We start from the raw sequence: 17,116 nt of genomic DNA, 5'->3' as shown, positions 1-17,116 counted from the left end.
CTGGAATGCTGGATTCCCGCCTTCGCGGGAATGACACCGAAGGCGAGGTGACGTGAGCGGAAAATTAGGCCGTTTCCCGTCGGAGCCCACGCCCGCGCTGCCGGGCGATGTCGCGGGGGAGGGCCGTAACGCCGGCGGCGCGTTCAGCCGGCCTTTTCGGCGGCGAGCTTCAGGCCGAAGCCGATGAAGATGGCGCCGCTGGCGCGGTTGATCCACTTGCCGGCGCGCTCGAAGCCCGCCCGCATGCGCGGCACGGTGAGGAAGTAGGAGACGCCGACGAACCACGCGATCAGGCAGCTCGCCATCACGAGGCCGTAGCCGGCCTTGATGAGGGCGGGCGTCTCGTGGCTGATCAGCGTGGAGAAGATCGACAGGAAGAAGAACACCGGCTTGGGGTTGAGCGCATTGGCGAGGAACCCCAGCAGGAAGGCCTTGCCGGCGCCCTGCGGTGCGCGCTTCGTCCTCTCGCCGGCCCCCTCGCCAGAATCGACGGAGATCACCGTCGGTCCGGCGCGGAGCGACTGGATGCCGATATAGACGAGATAGGCGACGCCGGCCCACTTGATCACGTTGAAGAGCAGGATCGACTTGGAAATGATCAGCCCCAGCCCAAGGATGGTGTAGCTGACGTGGAACAGCAGCGACGTGCCGATGCCGAAGCTCGTCAGGATGGCGGCGCGGCGTCCGTGCAGCACCGCCTGACGCATGACCATGGCGGTATCGGCGCCCGGCGCCACGATGGCGAAGGAAAAGACCGCCATCAGCGAGGCGAGTTCGATCAGATAGGGGTGCATGGGCGTTTCCGGCAAGAGGTTCCCCGGCACTCTAGAGGCCCGCGTCACGGAAGGGAAGTCGGAGAGAGGGGGCTGGCCCCTCACGCCTCTTGCGGACACATCAGTCCAAGCAAGGCATCGGCATCGCCCCTCAGCCGGGCCCCGTCGTCGTAGATCCGGTCGATGACCGCGAGGCCGCGGGTGAAGGTGACGATCAGCCTCGCCATGACCGGCGCTGGCATCCGGTTGTCGCCGGCCGCGCACAGCGGCTCAAGCGCCTGCGCCAGCATCGTCTCCAGTTCGCCGAGCAGATGTTCCAGCCCGGCGCGGATGCGCTCTTGATGCGCATGATCCTCCAGCGCCATGCGGGTGGTCAGGCAGCCGCGCCGCTCCGCGTTGCCGCGAATGGAGCGGATGGCGGCGGTGAAGGCGCCCTGAAGCGCCTCGCGCAATGTCGGCCGGTCCAGCGCCTCGCGAAAGCGGGTGAGCACCTCGCGGGTGTAGCTCTCGAAGGCGAGGATGAAGATCTCGTCCTTGCCGCCGTAGGCGTTGTAGAGCGAGCCGCGCAAGACGCCACTTGCCTGCGCCAGATCCCCCATCGTGGTGCCGGACAGGCCGCGCTCGGAAAACAGGCGCAACGCCTCCCGGATGACGCGCGTCTCGTCGAATTGCCGAACCCCGACCATGCGTCCTCTCCCAGCGGAAGTTTTGCCTTGACGGCAATATCAAGTTTGATACCCTTGTCAAAGATAGGCGATTGTTTAGCGGATTTCATCCGGCGAATGGCCGGAAAATGACGGTTTTGCGGCGTTCGTGAAGGGCGCGGTCTGGAAAGATCTTTCGGCAAAGACGGAAAGACCTGTCGGGAAAGAGTGGTGTGATGGCGGAAGGAGCCGACGGTCTGACTGTGGATGCCGCCCGCCCGGAGGCAGCCGAGGACCCGAAGGGGCGTGAGCCAGAACGCGGGCCTGATCGCGAAAAGGAGCAGGCCGCGGGCGAAGGCCGCCGCAAGTGCTACGTCACCACCGACAAGATCCGTTACGGCGATACCGACCGGCAGGGCCATGTCAACAACGCCGTCTTCTCCACGTTTCTGGAAACCGGGCGCGTCGAAATCCTCTATGCGGCGGAGGCGCGCCGGCATTGCACGGGCGCGTCCTTCGTCATCGCGACCCTTTCGCTGGAATATCTGAGCCCGCTGTTCTGGCCGGGCACGGTCACCATCGAAACGAGCGTGACGCGGATCGGCAAGAGCTCGATCGAACTGTTTCAGCGGATCCTGCAGGACGGCACCCATGCCGCCAACGGGCGAACCGTGATCGTGCAGGTGGACGATGTGACCGAAAAGGGAAAGCCTCTTTCAGAGGAAATGAAAGCATATCTGAAACAATATCATAATTAGATTTCCGGAGGCACGCTCAAGAGACGGAACGTTTTGTTCCGTTCATCCTTTGAAGACTTCATACGAAAGGAACGAGTGCGCCATGTTTCACGATATTCTCAAAAACAAATTTGCCAATATCATCTCCGAGCAGGACCACGAAGGGGTTCTGACAATGGAGAAGGCGGTGGCCTACACCGACAATTTCTCCAAGCCGGCGCTGCTGCGCGGGCTCGTGCCCGTCGACGACCGGTTCACGAAGCGCGATTTCTTCGAGCGGGTGCCGACCTCCCTGGAGGTGCAGTGGCGCAAGCGTAGCGGGACCGGCAGTGTCTCCATGCGCGGCAAGGACGGCTCGTCCGACTACAACTACGTGACGGGGCGCGTCGGTCCCGCGAGCGAGTTCCTGGACGACATCTTCAACGAGAATGCGGACACCTACTCCCATCTCGGCACCATCTCGTCGGGCTACAGCGATCCCTATCCGTGGGGCAAGGACCTCTTCCGGCTGGTGCATTCCGAGATCTTCTCGACACCGTGGCTGCAGGTCGAGGGTTGGCGCACCTCCGGTCACATGTTCCTGGGCTACTCCACGGAGGAATTCGGCGAGCCGGGCACCGGCGCGGTGGGCAGCGACTGGCACATGTTCCCGACCATGAACGTCTTCGTCATGATCGCCGGCATCAAGAAGTGGAGCACCCGCCCGCCCGCGATCGGCGATCAGTATCGCGACTACGACCTGATGTTTCCCACCTCCAGTGGTCGCGAGGCGCCTGCGGGCGAGTTCAACGCCGATACGGTGTACCTGGAGCCGGGAGACGTGCTCATCAACCCGCCGTTCGAATGGCACAAGGTGCTGAACGGCAAGGGCCTTTCGGTTGGGGCCGCCTTCCGCGTCATCGACGACACCTATCTCAACGCCATCGCCGAACGCCCCCAGCTCGACCTCACCAAGGCCGGCATCGGCGCGGATGTGACGGCCGACACGGAGGAAATGGCCCATTTCATCACCTCCATCAGCTACGCCTCGCGCCATCTCAACCGGGCGCAGATGCTGCTCAACGATCTGGAATACGCCTATCTCAGGAAAGGACGGTCCGCCTCGGTGCGGATCGGTCACTGAGGCGTGAGGGCGGCACCCGCAAAGCATGCGGCCTCGAAGCTCCCCTTCAGGGGGGCTTCACCCGTCACGATGGGCGTGTTGAGCGGATTGTGCGCGGCGCTTATCTGGGGCGGGTTCCCGGTCGTCACCCGTCTGGGGGTGACCAGCCAGAGCCTCGATGCCTGGGATGTCGCCTTCATCCGCTTCACCGTCGCCGCCCTCGTCACCTTGCCGTATCTGATGAAGCACGGCTTCGGCTTCCGCCCGGTGGGGGCGGTCGTGCTGATGGTGGCGGGAATCGGCGTTCCCTACATCCTCACGATCGCGCAAGGTCTGAGTTCGGCGCCGGTCCGGCTCTTCGCTGCCGTGACGCCGCCGATGATGGTGGGGCTGTCGACGCTGCTCGTCTCGCTGCTCTACCGCAGACTGCCGCCCCGCGCCGTGCTTGCGGGCGTGGCGGTCATCGTCGTCGGCGTCACCATGATGGGGGCGACGAGCCTGCTGGAGGACGGCGCGAGCCCGCTCGGCGCCTACCTGCTGTTTCTGCTGGGCGCGCTCTTGTGGGCGGGCTTCACGGTCACCACTAAGGAGACCGGAATCTCCGCGATGAAGGCGACCGCGCTCGTCTCCTTCTGGTCGGCGGTGTGCCTGTGGCCAGTCTATCTCTGGCTGAAGGGAACGGCGATCGTCCACGTTCCGCTCGACGTGATCGCCACCCAGGCGATCTATCAGGGCATTCTGGTCTCCGTCGGGGCGCTGTTCTTCTATTCCACCGCGGTCCGCGCACTGGGCGCGATCGCCGGATCCACCTTCGCGGCACTGGTACCGGGGTTCGCGACGGTCTGGGCCGCCGTGCTGCTGGGCGAGGTGCCGAGCGCGTTTGCGATCGTCAGCATCGCTGTCGTCTCCACGGGCATGATCGTCACCTTGCTGGCGGGTGCGCGCAGACGCGTCTAGAGCGTTTTCTTCAGCCTGTTCTCATCGCGAAACCGCCCGGCGCGACGGCGGGCGGCGAGTGTTCCCGCCTCAACGACCTGCTGGCCGCGAAAACGAAAAAGCCGCGGGCTCCGGTCGGGGCCCGCGGCTTTCAAAACCGAATGCGGCGCGTTCAGCGCTTGACGATGACCTTGGCGCCGACGTCGACGCGGTCGTAAAGGTCGATGACGTCCTCGTTGGCCATGCGGATGCAGCCCGACGAGACCGCCTGACCGATGGTCCAGGGCTCGTTGGAGCCGTGAATGCGGTAGAGCGAGGAGCCGAGATACATGGCGCGCGCGCCGAGCGGGTTGTTCGGACCGCCTTCCATATAGGCCGGCAGGTGGCGCCCCTTGCGCCGCTCACGCGCGACCATCTGCGGCGGCGGCGTCCAGCCCGGCCATTCCGCCTTGCGGGAGATGTGCTTGGTGCCCGCCCACTGGAAGCCTTCACGGCCGACGCCGATGCCGTACTTCATGGCGCGGCCGCCCGGCATCACGTAGTAGAGCCGGCGCTCGCCGGTGTCGATGATCACCGTGCCCGGCGCCTGGCCGCCGTCATAGGCGACGACCTTCTTGTCGATCGGCGACTTGCCGCTGTGCGCGCCCGGTCCGATCTTCATCCATGTCCGCGTCGCCGGATCGAAGACCTTCGTATATGCGGCGGCCGAGGAGGCCGCCATCATGCCGCCGACCGTCAGGGCCGCCGCTATCGTGAGAAGCTTGCGCATCCCATTCCCCTTTGAAAATCGCCCATATTCGCCCTGCCGCGGCCGACGGCGCCTCGCGCCTTCCGTGCGACCGGAATTCATGCCTTACACTGCCGGAACCATTGCGCCCGAGAGCGGTCGCGCAGGCAAAGCCCCCGCGACGGGTCCTCCCGAACAAGCCTGCCGGCCGCACCGGTCGCGCCCCGCTCCGCCACCTTGCAACGGGCCCTGCGGCGCGCGGACCGATGTCCGCACCAACTCGACACAACGGATTGCGACGGTAAGGCTGGTTCGGTTTCGATCTTGTTAAAGAAGAAGCCGCCGGACAAGCCGTGATTGCGGTCACAATGTGGTCGAATTGGGCAAATCGCGGGCGATGTTGTCATGTAGACACATGTCAATTTCCGCGAGAGTGCCCTGCCGGTCAGGCGGTGACGAGGGCCTTGGCCACCTCGAAGTTCTCGGCGAATTCCAGCCGGCGGGCGAGGCCCATCTGGTTCAGGATCGCCAGCGGCTGCTCCTGGATGCCGGTGACGATGACGCGGGTGCCGCGCGCAGCACAACGTTCCACGAAATGGGTGAGCGCGCCGACGCCGGTGGCATCGATGAGCGGCACCTCGCGCATGCGCAGGATGAACACCGGCGGCGTGGGGCCTGCGCGCTCCAGAACCTCGCCGAGCCGCGAGGCGGCGCCGAAGAACAGCGGCCCGCGCAGCTGGAAGACCTCCACCCCCTCCGGCAGCGCCTGACGCTGGTCGTTGGCGGGAAGCGGATCTGCGAAATCGTCGACCTCCTCCTCGATCGCCGATACGCCGAGCTTGACGGCGACCGCTTGCGACATGCGGTGCATGAAGGCCATAGCCGCCATGACGACGCCGACCTCGATGGCGACGGTGAGGTCGACCAGCACCGTCAGCCCCAGCGTGACGAGAAGGATGATGCGCTCGTCGAAGGGCGCACGCAGGAGCTGGCGCATCTTGTCGAGCTCGCTCATGTTCCACGCCACGATGACGAGGACGGCAGCGAGGCTCGCCAGAGGGATGAATTCGGCAAGCGGCGCGAGAAACAGCATGAAGGCCAGCACGAAGACTGCGTGAAGCATGCCGGAGACGGGCGAGCGCGCGCCAGTGCGGATGTTGGTGGCCGTGCGCGCGATGGCACCCGTCGCTGGCAGCCCGCCGAACAGCGCCGAGCCCATGTTGGCGACGCCCTGGGCGACCAGTTCGCAGTTGGAGCGGTGGTGCCGGCCGGTCATGCCGTCGGCGACGACGGCCGACAGCAGGCTTTCCACGCCGGCCAGAAACGCGATGGTGAGCGCGGAGGGCAGCAGCTCGGTGAGCCGGGCGAGCGAGACGGCGGGCATTTCCGGCAAGGGCAACGAACGCGGCAGGGCGCCGAAGCGCGAGCCGATGGTATCGACCGGCAGCGACAGCGCGGAGGCGGCGAGCGAGGCGACGGTGACGGCGATGAGGAAGGCCGGCCATCTCGGGCGCAGACGGCGGATGACGATGATCAGCGCCAGCGCGCCGAAGGCGATGATCATGTTGTCGGGCGAGAGCGTGTCGCGCGCGGCCCAGAAGGCCTCCCACTTGGCCACGAACTCGGCCGGCACGCTTTCCATCGAAAGGCCGAACAGGTCCTTGATCTGGCTTGAGAAGATGATGACGGCGATGCCGGCGGTGAAGCCGGTGACGACGGGCTCGGGGATGTACTTGACGAAGGTGCCGAGGCGGAAGACCCCGGCGGCGACCAGAAAGAGCCCGGCCATGGCGGTGGCCAGCACCAGCCCGTCATAACCGTGCTGGGCGATGACGTTGTAGACGACCACGACGAATGCGCCGGTCGGTCCGCCGATCTGGAAGCGCGAGCCGCCGAGCGCGGAGATCAGGAAACCGGCGATGACGGAGGTGATCAGCCCCTTGTCGGGCGTGGCGCCCGACGCGATGGCCAGCGCCATGGCGAGCGGCAGCGCGACGATGGCGACGGTCAGCCCGGCGGTCACGTCGGCGCGGAAATGGCCGAACGAGTAGCCCTCGCGAAGCACGGTGATGAGTTTGGGCACGAATAGGTGCCACGCAGGCGTCTGGCGGTGCGGCATTCTGGCAGGTCTCGGTGAAGGGATGTCCCTCTTGCACCCGCGCGAGGGCGGCGGTCAAGGACAACCTTGGGCGGACCGCGCGAGGGGGCGGTGACGGCGGCATGCCTCGCCGCGTGCGCGCTCTCCCGGCAAGGGCGCGATAGCGACGGCGGTCCGTCTCTCCACCGTCATTGCCCGGCTTCGTCCGGGCAATCCATTGCGGGCCAGGGAATGCGCGGTGAGTGCTGGATCACCCGGACGAAGCCGGGTGATGACGGAGGAGAGGGCGGGACGAGGGCGAAGGGAAAGGGAAAGGGCGCGTCTTCCCTCAAAGATCCAGCACCACCCAGGCCGGGTCGTGGTCGCTGCCGTCGCCGCCGTGGCGGGTGCGGCGGTCGATGAAGGCTCCGGCGAGATGCGGCGCCAGCGCCGGGCTCAGCCAGATCTGGTCGTATTGCTCATATTGCGGAAACTCGGGCCCCGGCGGGTTGAAGCGGTGGGTCCAGTTGACGCTCGCCGGCCCGGGTCCCTGGCCGGGCGTCTCCGGCTTGGCGGGGCGTGTCTCCTGCGCCTCGGTGAGCCCGTTGACGAGCGTGCCGCCGGCAAAGGCGAGCATCGGCGCGAGGAAGGGCGAGGCCGGCGGATCGTTCATGTCGCCGAGCAGCACGAAGCGGCTGTCGGGGCCCTCGGTCGCGGCGATGATCGCGCCGATCGCCTCTGCCTGCCGGCGACGGCGCTCGTTCGCCTCCGCGGCACCGGCCACCGGATCCATGTGAAAGGGCACGTAATGGCTCTTCATGTGGGTGTTGTAGACCGCAAGCAGAGGCTCGTGGTCCGGCCCGAGGATCTCGATGCGCACCAGATCGCGGCCGAAGACGCGCTTTCCCGGTTCTGCGGGGTGGGTGGCTGTCTGGTAGGAGGTGATGGCGCCGACCGGCAGCCGCGAGAGCAGGCCGACATCGATGAGGCGCGGGTCGTTGCCCTCGATCAGGGCGATCTCGTCATAGGCGCCGCCGAGATAGTCGCGGTTGAACTGCCTGAGGATCTCGCGGTGCTCCACCTCCTGCACGCCGAGCACGTCCACGTCCAACGCCTCCACGATCCGCCGGGCGATCGTCACCGTGTCCTCGGGGTCCTTCTCCTTGACGAGACGGCCCATGAAGGTGCGCACCTGCACCGAGTTCTCGTCGAAGGTCAGCGTGATGCCGCCGTCGGAGACGGAAGGCGGCCGGTCAATTGCGCCGGCAAAGTTGAATCGCGAGAACAGATTGTTGAGATTGAAGGTTCCGACCTTGATCTGCATGAAGACCCCCGAAGAAAAACTGCATGGCAAATGAAAAAAAACAACGCTTGCCGATGGTATTTCTTTCGGGAAAAGCCCGTCAAGGAAACGGTCGTTTCATAATGCGAGGGAGGGCGCGGCGGTCGTGGCGTTTCCCGGGGCTATTCCCCCATCCGCCGCGACACGAACCTGGCGAGCGCCGGGCCGGTCGCCACGATCAGCAGGAAACGGGCGATCTGCATCGCCATGACGAAGGGCACGTCGACCGAAACATTCGGCGAGGCGGCGATGATGGCCACCGTGTCGGCACCGCCGGGGCTCATGGCGAGATAGGCGGTGAGCGGATCGACGTCGGCAAAGATCACCAGCAGGCCGGCAAGCCCGCAGCACACCGCCACCAGCATGAAGATGGAGAGGAGGATGCGCGGCGTGGCGCGCGCCGCGTGGCGGAGCACCTGCTTGTCGAAGCGCAGGCCGATGCCCCAGCCGATGGCGACATAGGCAACGGCCAGCAGCAGCGGCGGCAGCTCGATGGTCAAAAGGCCGAGATCCTGCAGTACCGCGCAGGCGATCATCGGCAGCACGAAGGCGAGCGCGGGCACCTTCAGGAGCCGGTGCAGCACGAGGCAGACCGCGACGACGGCAAGTGTGGCCGCGAGGTTCGCCCAGTCGGGTGCTTCGAACCACGGCACGGGCGCGCCGGCGCCGCTGGTGTCGGCCCAGATACGGGCGACTGCGGCGGCAAGCCCGGCGACGATGATGACGCGGGTGAACTGCATAAAGGCGACGAGGCGCATGTCGGCGCCGAATTCCTCCGACATGAAGGTCATCACCTGCGCGGCACCCGGCGAGGAGCCCCAGATGGCGGTGGAGCCGGGCAGGACTTTCAGCCGTGCGAGCGACCAGCCGAGCAATGCGGAGGCGAGGATGACGGAGAGCACGCCCCCGGCGAAGACCGGCCAGTCGCGCGCGATCTCCTGCAGCACCGGAAGTTCCAGGGTGCGGGCGATCATGCAGCCGATCAGCGCCTGCGCCACCAGATAGGGCAGGCGCGGCACGTACATGCCGCCGTTCGTCAGCGCGGCGACGATGCCGGCCACCATGGCGCCGAGCAGGATGGCGGCGGGAAGCCCGGTCAGTTCCAGAAGAGCGACGAGGACGAACGACAGCGCGGCGAGGCCCGCCCAGCGCAGCGGCGAACCGTTGCGCGGCGGCGGCGGGCGAAAGCCGACCGGATCGGCGGAGATTTGCGTGTCCGGCCTGACGTCCCGCGGCGTTTCGCTCTCCATGGCGTGGTCCATAGTCTAGGCGCCGAGAAGCGCGAGCATCGCGTCCGTGGTGCCGGTCTCGCCCAGGCGCGGGAAGATGTTCTTCAGCGAATTCTCGTGCGCATCGGCCTTCATGTCGCTCATGGCATCGGTGACGAGCGACACGTTGAAGCCGGCCTCATAAGCCTGTCGCGCGGTCGATTCCACGCCGATGGAGGTGGCGATGCCGGCCAGCACAATGTGGGTGATGCCCTGCTGCTTCAGCCAGGCCTCGATGCCGGTCGTCGCAAACGCGCCCCAGCTCTTCTTGGTGAAGAGTGGCTCGTCCGGCTTGCGGTCGAGGTCCGGAACGAGATCGGCCCAGTCTGCCGGGCGCTCGCCGCCGGGCATGGCCTGTTCGGTGCGGCCCGGCGCGCCGCCGGCGACATTGACGAAGACCACCGGACGGCCGGCCTTGCGGAAGGCGTCGGCAAGCTGCACCGATTTCGCGACGATGCCGGCCGCCGGATGAACGGTCGGCAGGGCGACGATACCCTTCTGGAGGTCGATAAGGACGAGGGCGGTCTTGTTGTCGAGGGTGGTGAAGGGCATGGAGGGAACCTCTCGTTTCGTCAGTGTCGAACATGGTGCGGCAGGCTTGCGCCCCGCCGGCCCCTGCGTCGCCTCCCCCCACAGCGGCGCGGTTCGGCGGCGTTCGCCGACCAGGGGGCCGGCGAACGCCGCAAACCGCAACCGGGCGCTACTCGCCCGGTTCCTTGACGTGGCGGCCGAAGTCGGGCGCAGGGGTTTCCTGGCCGGCCTCGATGATGTTGCGCCGGATATAGCGCGTGCGCTCGAACGCCTTGTAGAGCGCCTCGCCATCGCCCCAGCGCACGGCGCGCTGGAGGGCGGCGAGTTCCTCGGAGAAGCGGCCGAGCATTTCCAGCACCGCGTCCTTGTTGTTGAGGAAGACGTCGCGCCACATGGTCGGGTCGGAGGCGGCGAGACGCGTGGAATCGCGGAAGCCGCCGGCGGAGAACTTGATCACCTCCGACTGCGTCACCGTTTCCAGATCGTGGGCGGTCCCCACCAGATTGTAGGCGATGAGGTGGGGCAGGTGCGAGGTGATGGCAAGCACCCGGTCATGGCGCACCGGGTCCATTTCTTCCACGTTTGAGCCGAGCGCCGTCCAGAACGCGGCAAGGCGTGCGATGGCGTCGGCGTCGCTGCCTTTCACCGGCGTGATGAGGCACCAGCGGTTCTCGAACAGCTCCGCAAAGCCAGCGTCCGGGCCGGAATGCTCGGTGCCGGCGATCGGGTGGGCCGGCACGAAATGCACGCCTTCGGGGATGTGCGGCGACATCGACTTGACGACCGCCTCCTTGACGGAGCCGACGTCGGAGACGATGGCGCCGGGGGCAAGCGCCGGGGCGATCCACTTGGCGACCGGGCCGCACGCGCCGACCGGCACGCACAGGATGACCAGATCCGCACCTTCCACCGCCTCTGCCGCATCGAGATAATATCGGTCGCCGAGCCCCAGCTCGCGGGCGCGGTCGAGCGTCGTCTGGGAGCGCGTGGAGATGACGATCTCCTCCGCCAGCTCCTTGCGGCGCGCCGCCAGGGCAATCGAGGAACCGATCAGGCCGATGCCGATCAGGGTAAGGCGTTTGAAGGGCGGTTTCATTGGTCCATTCGTTCGTGTTGGTGAAAATGCCTGCCCTATTGCAGGCGCGATGAGGCTCTTACCCGGCATGGCGCGCCGTGGCTAGGGCAAGTTGTGGAGTGAGGGCCAGGGAAGGGGCAGGAAAGGGAGCCAGAAAGGGAGCCGGAAAGGGAAATGGTGTGGCCTTCGGCCACGCTGATGCGCTGGATCCCGGATCGGCGCTCGGCTTCGCCTCGCTTGTCCGGGATGAGGGAGGGTGTGTTGGGCTTCAAGCCAACCAAATACGTCCTCATTCCGGGCGGTCTGCGGCGAAGCCGCATGGCCAGACCCGGAATCCAGCGCAACAAGCGCGGCGAAGCCGCTCATCAATACTTCTGAGAGCCTCAGCCGGCGAAGAATTCCTTCAGCGCGTCGATCACTGCGTGGTTGGCCTCTTCGGTGCCGATGGTCATGCGCAGCGCGTTCGGCAGACCGTAATTGTCGACCCGGCGCAGCACCAGGCCGCGCTCCAGCAGGAAGGCATCCGCATCCGCCGCCCGCTTGCCAGGCACGTCGGGAAAGTGGATCAGGACGAAGTTGCACACGCTCGGCGTCACCGTCAGCCCGAGCGCCTCCATCTCCTTCGTCACCCAGGGCAGCCACGTCTCGTTGTGGTCGAGCGCCCTGTCGAGGAAGCCGCGGTCCTCGGCGGCCGCGACGCCGGCGGCGATAGCCGCGGCGGAGACGTTGAACGGTCCGCGGATGCGGTTCATGACGTCGATGATGCCTTCGGGGCCATAGCACCAGCCGATGCGCAGCGCGGCAAGGCCGTAGACCTTGGAGAAGGTGCGCGTCATCACGACGTTCTCGCTCGCGCTCACCAGCTCGATGCCGGCGGCGTAGTCGTTGCGGCGGCAATATTCGGCATAGGCCGCATCGAGCACCAGCACCACGTTGCCCGGAAGACCGGCATGCAGGCGGCGGATCTCGTCGAACGGCAGGTAGGTGCCGGTCGGGTTGCTCGGGTTGGCGAGGAAGACGAGCTTCGTGCGCTCGGTGACCGCCGCGAGGATGGCGTCGACATCCACGGTAAGGTTCTTTTCCGGCACGACGACCGGCGTCGCTCCGCAGGCCTTGATGGCGATCGGGTAGACCAGAAAGCCGTGCTCGGGATAGATCGCCTCGTCGCCGTCGGCGAGATAGGCGCGCGCCAGCATGTTCAGGATCTCGTCGGAGCCGGCGCCGCAGACGATGCGGTCGGGATCGATCCCGTGAATGCGGCCGAGCGTCTCGCGAAGCGCGGTGGCCGTGCCGTCGGGATAGAGCTCCAGGTGGCCGGCCTCGCGGGTATAGGCCGCGATCGCGTTCGGGCTCGCGCCAAGCGGGGTCTCGTTGGAGGAGAGCTTGATGGTCCTGCCCGTGCCCGTGCCCTTGTGCTTGCCGGGCACATAGGCGGCGATGTCGAGGACGCCCGCACGCGGGGTGGGGCGGAGGATCTCCTCCTGTTCGGCCTGGCCGGCCAGATCTGCCTGGTCAGAAACGGTATCGATATTCGTCATTTCAACGTCTCGCTCCCGATGGCGCCGCCTGTCGCGGGCCGGGCGCCGGTCGGCCGGGCCCCTGATGGCCGCATCCGCCGGGCCGATGTCACGGTATCGGTCTCAGAAATCGTCGTCGTCGCTGTCGTCGAGATCGATCGCGGCCGCATAGCCGCCGACCTCGCGCAAGGGACCGGGCTCGGCACCGGCGCGCTCCAGAAGGGCGGCGACGGCATCGCGCGTCATGTCCCCGGGCACCGCGATCAGCGCATCGGTGCCCTCGTTCATATGTCGCGCGAGGATCTCGATGCCGGCCTCCGCCAGCGCGCCGTCGGGCCGCTTGCCGGACCAGTTTGTCGAGTAGACGCGGATGTCGGGATCGCCCGGCTCGGAGACGGGCGGGGAGAGCACCAGCGCGGGCATGTCCGCCGGCCGGCCGGTCTCCAACAGAAAGGGCAGGCGGGCCAGAATGTGCGGGCCGTCTCCGCCGAGCGCGCGCCACCACGGCGTATCGGCGGCGCGGGTGAGCGCGATCACGCCGAGATCGGTGGTGGACTCCGCGACCGCTGCCACGACCGCGTCCGGGTCCTCCTCGGTGACGAGGTCGAGCGTGAAGCCGAAATAGAAGCGCGCCGCGTCGCGCATGTCGATCGCGTCGGCGCTGCCGTCGAGGTGGACGACATAGTCCGCCTGAAGCCGCGTGAAGGTGGAGATGATCTCCCGCCAGATGTGTTCCACCGTGATCATCGGCAGCGAGCCCTCGTGCCGCTCCACCAGCCGGCGCATCATGTCGGCCTCGCGCAAGGGGCGGAAGGCGGCGCCCGACGGGGCGGCGGCACCGGAGGTCTGCGTGCCCCCGGAAGTCTGCGTGCCCTTCGCCTCCACCAGCGCGTCGATGATGGTCGAGCGCTCGATCAGCAGGCCGTGGATCCGCTCGTCGATCTGGTCGATGCGGGAGCGGAGGTCGGCGAGCCTGTCGGTCTCGGAGGTCGGCGCTGCGGGCGACGAGGTGGGCATGGAGCGTTCCGGTCGATGTGTAGAGGGTTGCGATGTTTTGCCGGCGCGCGCTCGCGCTCCGGCGCGCTGCTTGCGCGAGGTTGATCGCTCTTTCATAGGCAAGGCACGCGGCGAAATCAAAAGGAAAACGGTGGCACGGGGCGTGGCGTGAGGGAGGGGGCGCGGAGGCGGGAGAGGGGCTGACGGAGTGGGCGGCGAGTGGTTCTCGCCTCCTTGTCATTCCCGCGCAGGCGGGAATCCAGCACTCCCGGAGGGCGGTTTTATTTCCCATGCCTGAGCCTGTGGTTGCTGGATCCCCGCCTGCGCGGGGATGACAATCGAAAGATCTCAGTGCGGCTCGCGCGATGCCTGCTCTCCTGCCGGCCCCCCCCGCTTTCACGGCCTATCGTATTGACAGTCCGCCGCGCACCATCCTACCTAGGCGACCGTCTTTCCTGTCAGAAGGGGCGTTCCCTCTGACCCATTCTCAGCGCGGGATCCGGACACGAAATGACATCGCAAGACGGCGACGCCCTGACCGACGCGGCACGGCTGCGCGAGGCGGATGAGCCGTCGAGCCCGGTCATCCGTTTCGGCAAGGACAAGCCGCTGCGGCTCGACGCCGGCGTCGACCTCGCCCCCTGGCAGATCGCCTACCAGACCTACGGCACGCTGAACGAGGACAGGTCCAACGCCATCCTCGTCTGCCATGCGCTGACGGGCGACCAGTACGTCGCCTCCACCAACCCGCTGACCGGCAAGCCCGGCTGGTGGTCGATGATGGTCGGCCCCGGCCGGCCGATCGATACCGACCGCTTCTTCATCGTGTGTGCCAACGTGCTGGGCGGCTGCATGGGCACCACGGGGCCCGCCTCCACCAATCCCGAGACAGGCAAGCCCTGGGCGCTCGACATGCCGCTGGTGACGATCCGCGACATGGTGCGCTCGCAGGCGATGCTGATCGACGAGCTGGGCATCGACAAGCTGTTCGCCGTCGTCGGCGGCTCGATGGGCGGCATGCAGGTGCTGCAATGGGCGGCGAGCTATCCCGACCGGCTGTTCTCCGCCGCGGTGCTGTGCGCCGGCGCGCGCCATTCCTCGCAGAACATCGCCTTTCACGAGGTCGGCCGCCAGGCGGTGATGGCCGATCCGGACTGGTGCGAGGGCAAGTATCTGGAACGCGGCACCCGCCCGTCCAAGGGGTTGGCGGTGGCGCGCATGGCGGCGCATGTCACCTACATGTCGGACGTGTCGCTGCACAGGAAGTTCGGCCGCTCCCTGCAGGACCGCGAACACGTCACCTTCGGCTTCGATGCCGATTTCCAGATCGAGAGCTACCTGCGCCACCAGGGCATGAGCTTCGTCGACCGCTTCGACGCCAATTCCTATCTCTATGTCACGCGCGCGATGGACTATTTCGATCTGGCGGCGGATTACGGCGGGGTGCTGGCGCATGCCTTCAAGGGCTCGAACACGCGCTTCTGCATCGCCTCGGTGACGAGCGACTGGCTGTTTCCGACCTCCGAAAGCCGGGCGGTGGTGCATGCGCTCAACGCGGCGGCCGGCAACGTCTCCTTCGTGGAGATCGACAGCCCGCGCGGCCACGACGCCTTTCTTCTGAACGAGCCGGAGCTCTTCACCATGGTGCGCGGCTTCCTGACCGGCGCGGCGCTCTCGCGCGGCATCCTGCCGCCGGCGCTTGCCGACGAGATGCCCGCCGATAACGGGGAGGAGCATTCCTGATGTCCGATGCCCCGATGACCGAAACCCGCATCGACTACAAGGTGATCGCGGAACTGGTGGCGCCGAATTCCCGCGTGCTTGACGTGGGCTGCGGCGACGGCGAGCTGCTGCAGGTTCTGGCCACGAGCAAGGGCGCGGATGCGCGCGGGATCGAGATTTCGCAGCTCGGCGTGAATTCCTGCGTGGCGCGCGGCCTGTCGGTGATCCAGGGCGATGCCGACGAGGACCTTGCCGCCTATCCCGACGGCGCCTTCGATTACGTGGTGCTGAGCCAGACGCTGCAGGCCACCTGGGACCCCAAGGCGGTGATGAGCCACCTTCTCAGGATCGGGACGCACGTGATCGTGTCGATCCCGAATTTCGGCTACTGGCAGAACCGGCTGCACCTCCTGTTCCGCGGTCGGATGCCGGTGACGGACTATCTGCCCCATTCCTGGTACGACACGCCGAACATCCACTTCTGCACGATCCGCGATTTCGTGGAGCTGACCAAGGAACTGGGCTGCACGGTGGAGAAGGCAGTGGCGCTCAACGGCATCGGCCAGCGCATCCCCATCCAGGCACCGTGGTGGCTGTGGAACCTGTTGGGCGAGCAGGCGGTGTTTCTGTTGAAGAAGTAACGTGGTGGCGTGGTGCGAGGGGGCCATCCTTCGCCACCACACTCCCCGCGCACTCTTCCTCACTCGCTAGGAGACGTTCGCCCGTGCCGCGACGTGCCGGCGGTTCCCCTTGGCGGGACGTCGGTGACGAAGACCGGGCGCAAGAGGCGGGCGGCGGCCTTTTCCGGCTCTTTCGGAATGGTCTGGTAGAGCTGCTTTTCCGCCTCCACCACCAGAACGCCGGCAAAGGCCGGCCACAACCGGTGACCGACGCGTTCCCAGCCGCGTGCGGAACGCAGCACGAGACGCGAGCGGAACGGCGGCACGTAGAGCGCTCCCTCGGCGGCTGCCGGCACGAAGCGCGTCTGGCGCAGGAAGGCGGAGAGCTGCCCGCGCGAGAACGGCCGGCCATAGCCGAACGGCGTCGTCTCGAACTGCGACCACAGCGACCGCCGGTTCGGCACCACCGCCAGCAGCCGGCCGCCCGGCACCAGCACGCGCCACACCTCGCGCAACACCGCAAGCGAATCGTTGGAGAGGTCGAGCGTATGGACCAGCAGCGCCCGGTCGATGCAGGCATCGGGCAGCGGCAGGTTGCCCTCGTCGACGAGGGTCGTCCGGCTCGGCCCCTCCGGCGGCCACGCGATCACCCCCTGTTGCGCCGGCATGGCGACGACGATGCGTTCCGCCTGACGCAGATAGGGGCGCAGGTACGGCGTGGTGAAGCCGAGCGAGAGCAGCCGCATTCCCCGGATGTCCGGCCACAGCGCCTGGATGCGCTGGCCCACCAGCTGGCGCACGACGAGGCCGATCCGCTGCTCGTAGAACCGTCTCATGTCGCGAACGTCGAGATACATCGGACCTACCGACAGGGCCTGCCGCGCGCGGTGGAGCACGCGAGCCGGCGGAAGATGGAGGACGCCGGGGGCAGCCGGACGATTCTCGCCCCCGGGACCGTGTGGCGCCGATTGAACCGGCTTGCGCGCGCACATGCAATCGCTGCGTCGCGCGCGCGCCGGAAACGGGACGCTGCGAAGGCATCCCGTGCG

At 67.0% G+C, this 17,116-nt stretch carries 16 protein-coding genes; 5 read left to right on the top strand and 11 right to left on the bottom strand.

The genetic code is table 11. From position 1 onward, the window contains the following. Window positions 1–143: 143 nt before the first annotated feature. Together V2L18_RS18075 and V2L18_RS18070 are read right to left on the bottom strand one after the other, a co-directional pair. Entirely contained in the window at window positions 144–794 is a 651-nt protein-coding gene (locus tag V2L18_RS18075; RefSeq protein ID WP_336179697.1) for a LysE family transporter, read from the bottom strand. An 80-nt stretch (window positions 795–874) separates the two neighbouring features. After that, on the bottom strand, window positions 875–1,459 hold the full coding sequence (locus tag V2L18_RS18070; RefSeq protein ID WP_336179696.1) for a TetR family transcriptional regulator: 585 nt from the start codon (window positions 1,457–1,459) through the stop codon (window positions 875–877). Between the two features lie 194 nt (window positions 1,460–1,653). On the opposite strand from V2L18_RS18070, the gene V2L18_RS18065 reads away from it, so the two are divergent. The 3 genes from V2L18_RS18065 (at window position 1,654) to V2L18_RS18055 (ending at window position 4,213) form a co-directional block, all read left to right on the top strand. Then, window positions 1,654–2,175, top strand: a complete 522-nt coding sequence (locus tag V2L18_RS18065) for a thioesterase family protein (RefSeq protein WP_336179695.1) — start codon at window positions 1,654–1,656, stop codon at window positions 2,173–2,175. Window positions 2,176–2,257: 82 nt separating this feature from the next. Continuing rightward, window positions 2,258–3,277, top strand: a complete 1,020-nt coding sequence (locus V2L18_RS18060) for a hypothetical protein (RefSeq protein WP_336179694.1) — start codon at window positions 2,258–2,260, stop codon at window positions 3,275–3,277. Window positions 3,278–3,355: 78 nt separating this feature from the next. Continuing rightward, window positions 3,356–4,213 carry a DMT family transporter gene (locus tag V2L18_RS18055; RefSeq protein ID WP_336179693.1) on the top strand — a complete coding sequence of 286 codons (858 nt, stop codon included), beginning with the start codon at window positions 3,356–3,358 and terminating at the stop codon, window positions 4,211–4,213. A 151-nt stretch (window positions 4,214–4,364) separates the two neighbouring features. Here V2L18_RS18055 and V2L18_RS18050 read toward each other — a convergent pair whose 3' ends face one another. The 8 genes from V2L18_RS18050 to V2L18_RS18015 all read right to left on the bottom strand — a co-directional run bounded on the left by V2L18_RS18050 (window position 4,365) and on the right by V2L18_RS18015 (window position 13,746). Then, window positions 4,365–4,961 (bottom strand): L,D-transpeptidase, encoded by a 597-nt coding sequence (locus V2L18_RS18050; RefSeq protein ID WP_336179692.1) that lies wholly within the window; start codon window positions 4,959–4,961, stop codon window positions 4,365–4,367. Window positions 4,962–5,364: 403 nt separating this feature from the next. Beyond that, entirely contained in the window at window positions 5,365–7,038 is a 1,674-nt protein-coding gene (locus V2L18_RS18045; protein ID WP_336179691.1) for a SulP family inorganic anion transporter, read from the bottom strand. A gap of 307 nt (window positions 7,039–7,345) precedes the next feature. Continuing rightward, window positions 7,346–8,320 carry an endonuclease/exonuclease/phosphatase family protein gene (locus V2L18_RS18040; RefSeq protein WP_336179690.1) on the bottom strand — a complete coding sequence of 325 codons (975 nt, stop codon included), beginning with the start codon at window positions 8,318–8,320 and terminating at the stop codon, window positions 7,346–7,348. Between the two features lie 140 nt (window positions 8,321–8,460). Continuing rightward, window positions 8,461–9,588 carry an AbrB family transcriptional regulator gene (locus V2L18_RS18035; RefSeq protein WP_336179689.1) on the bottom strand — a complete coding sequence of 376 codons (1,128 nt, stop codon included), beginning with the start codon at window positions 9,586–9,588 and terminating at the stop codon, window positions 8,461–8,463. Window positions 9,589–9,603: 15 nt separating this feature from the next. Beyond that, a complete protein-coding gene (locus tag V2L18_RS18030; RefSeq protein ID WP_336179688.1) occupies window positions 9,604–10,158 on the bottom strand; it encodes an isochorismatase family protein in 555 nt (184 codons plus the stop codon). Between the two features lie 148 nt (window positions 10,159–10,306). After that, window positions 10,307–11,233 carry a prephenate/arogenate dehydrogenase family protein gene (locus V2L18_RS18025; RefSeq protein WP_336179687.1) on the bottom strand — a complete coding sequence of 309 codons (927 nt, stop codon included), beginning with the start codon at window positions 11,231–11,233 and terminating at the stop codon, window positions 10,307–10,309. Window positions 11,234–11,595: 362 nt separating this feature from the next. Continuing rightward, complete coding sequence (gene hisC / locus V2L18_RS18020; RefSeq protein WP_336179686.1) at window positions 11,596–12,750, bottom strand: histidinol-phosphate transaminase; 1,155 nt, start codon at window positions 12,748–12,750, stop codon at window positions 11,596–11,598. Between the two features lie 102 nt (window positions 12,751–12,852). Further along, window positions 12,853–13,746, bottom strand: coding sequence for a chorismate mutase (locus V2L18_RS18015; protein WP_336179685.1), 894 nt, complete (start codon window positions 13,744–13,746; stop codon window positions 12,853–12,855). Between the two features lie 489 nt (window positions 13,747–14,235). Between V2L18_RS18015 and V2L18_RS18010 the strand changes: the two genes are divergently transcribed. Both V2L18_RS18010 and metW read left to right on the top strand, forming a co-directional pair. Beyond that, window positions 14,236–15,468 (top strand): homoserine O-acetyltransferase, encoded by a 1,233-nt coding sequence (locus tag V2L18_RS18010; protein WP_336179684.1) that lies wholly within the window; start codon window positions 14,236–14,238, stop codon window positions 15,466–15,468. Continuing rightward, on the top strand, window positions 15,468–16,088 hold the full coding sequence (metW, locus tag V2L18_RS18005) for a methionine biosynthesis protein MetW (RefSeq protein WP_336179683.1): 621 nt from the start codon (window positions 15,468–15,470) through the stop codon (window positions 16,086–16,088). The genes V2L18_RS18010 and metW overlap by 1 nt, the downstream gene beginning before the upstream one ends. A 59-nt stretch (window positions 16,089–16,147) precedes the next feature. Here metW and V2L18_RS18000 read toward each other — a convergent pair whose 3' ends face one another. Beyond that, on the bottom strand, window positions 16,148–16,924 hold the full coding sequence (locus tag V2L18_RS18000) for a methyltransferase domain-containing protein (RefSeq protein ID WP_336179682.1): 777 nt from the start codon (window positions 16,922–16,924) through the stop codon (window positions 16,148–16,150). Between the last annotated feature and the right edge of the window lie 192 nt (window positions 16,925–17,116).

The sequence above is a fragment of the Breoghania sp. JC706 genome, assembly GCF_037026715.1.
Classification (GTDB): domain Bacteria; phylum Pseudomonadota; class Alphaproteobacteria; order Rhizobiales; family Stappiaceae; genus Breoghania.
Note: the sequence above shows the minus strand (reverse complement) of the source record. Positions and strands in the feature narration are given on the sequence as shown.

Excerpts from the sequence above, each read along its gene's own strand:
- V2L18_RS18075 (WP_336179697.1), bottom strand. The coding sequence starts at position 794 with ATGCACCCCTATCTGATCGAACTCGCCTCGCTGATGGCGGTCTTTTCC.
- V2L18_RS18070 (WP_336179696.1), bottom strand. The coding sequence starts at position 1,459 with ATGGTCGGGGTTCGGCAATTCGACGAGACGCGCGTCATCCGGGAGGCG.
- V2L18_RS18065 (WP_336179695.1), top strand. The coding sequence starts at position 1,654 with ATGGCGGAAGGAGCCGACGGTCTGACTGTGGATGCCGCCCGCCCGGAG.
- V2L18_RS18060 (WP_336179694.1), top strand. The coding sequence starts at position 2,258 with ATGTTTCACGATATTCTCAAAAACAAATTTGCCAATATCATCTCCGAG.
- V2L18_RS18050 (WP_336179692.1), bottom strand. The coding sequence starts at position 4,961 with ATGCGCAAGCTTCTCACGATAGCGGCGGCCCTGACGGTCGGCGGCATG.
- V2L18_RS18045 (WP_336179691.1), bottom strand. The coding sequence starts at position 7,038 with ATGCCGCACCGCCAGACGCCTGCGTGGCACCTATTCGTGCCCAAACTC.
- V2L18_RS18040 (WP_336179690.1), bottom strand. The coding sequence starts at position 8,320 with ATGCAGATCAAGGTCGGAACCTTCAATCTCAACAATCTGTTCTCGCGA.
- V2L18_RS18035 (WP_336179689.1), bottom strand. The coding sequence starts at position 9,588 with ATGGAGAGCGAAACGCCGCGGGACGTCAGGCCGGACACGCAAATCTCC.
- V2L18_RS18030 (WP_336179688.1), bottom strand. The coding sequence starts at position 10,158 with ATGCCCTTCACCACCCTCGACAACAAGACCGCCCTCGTCCTTATCGAC.
- V2L18_RS18025 (WP_336179687.1), bottom strand. The coding sequence starts at position 11,233 with ATGAAACCGCCCTTCAAACGCCTTACCCTGATCGGCATCGGCCTGATC.
- hisC (WP_336179686.1), bottom strand. The coding sequence starts at position 12,750 with ATGACGAATATCGATACCGTTTCTGACCAGGCAGATCTGGCCGGCCAG.
- V2L18_RS18015 (WP_336179685.1), bottom strand. The coding sequence starts at position 13,746 with ATGCCCACCTCGTCGCCCGCAGCGCCGACCTCCGAGACCGACAGGCTC.
- V2L18_RS18010 (WP_336179684.1), top strand. The coding sequence starts at position 14,236 with ATGACATCGCAAGACGGCGACGCCCTGACCGACGCGGCACGGCTGCGC.
- metW (WP_336179683.1), top strand. The coding sequence starts at position 15,468 with ATGTCCGATGCCCCGATGACCGAAACCCGCATCGACTACAAGGTGATC.
- V2L18_RS18000 (WP_336179682.1), bottom strand. The coding sequence starts at position 16,924 with ATGTATCTCGACGTTCGCGACATGAGACGGTTCTACGAGCAGCGGATC.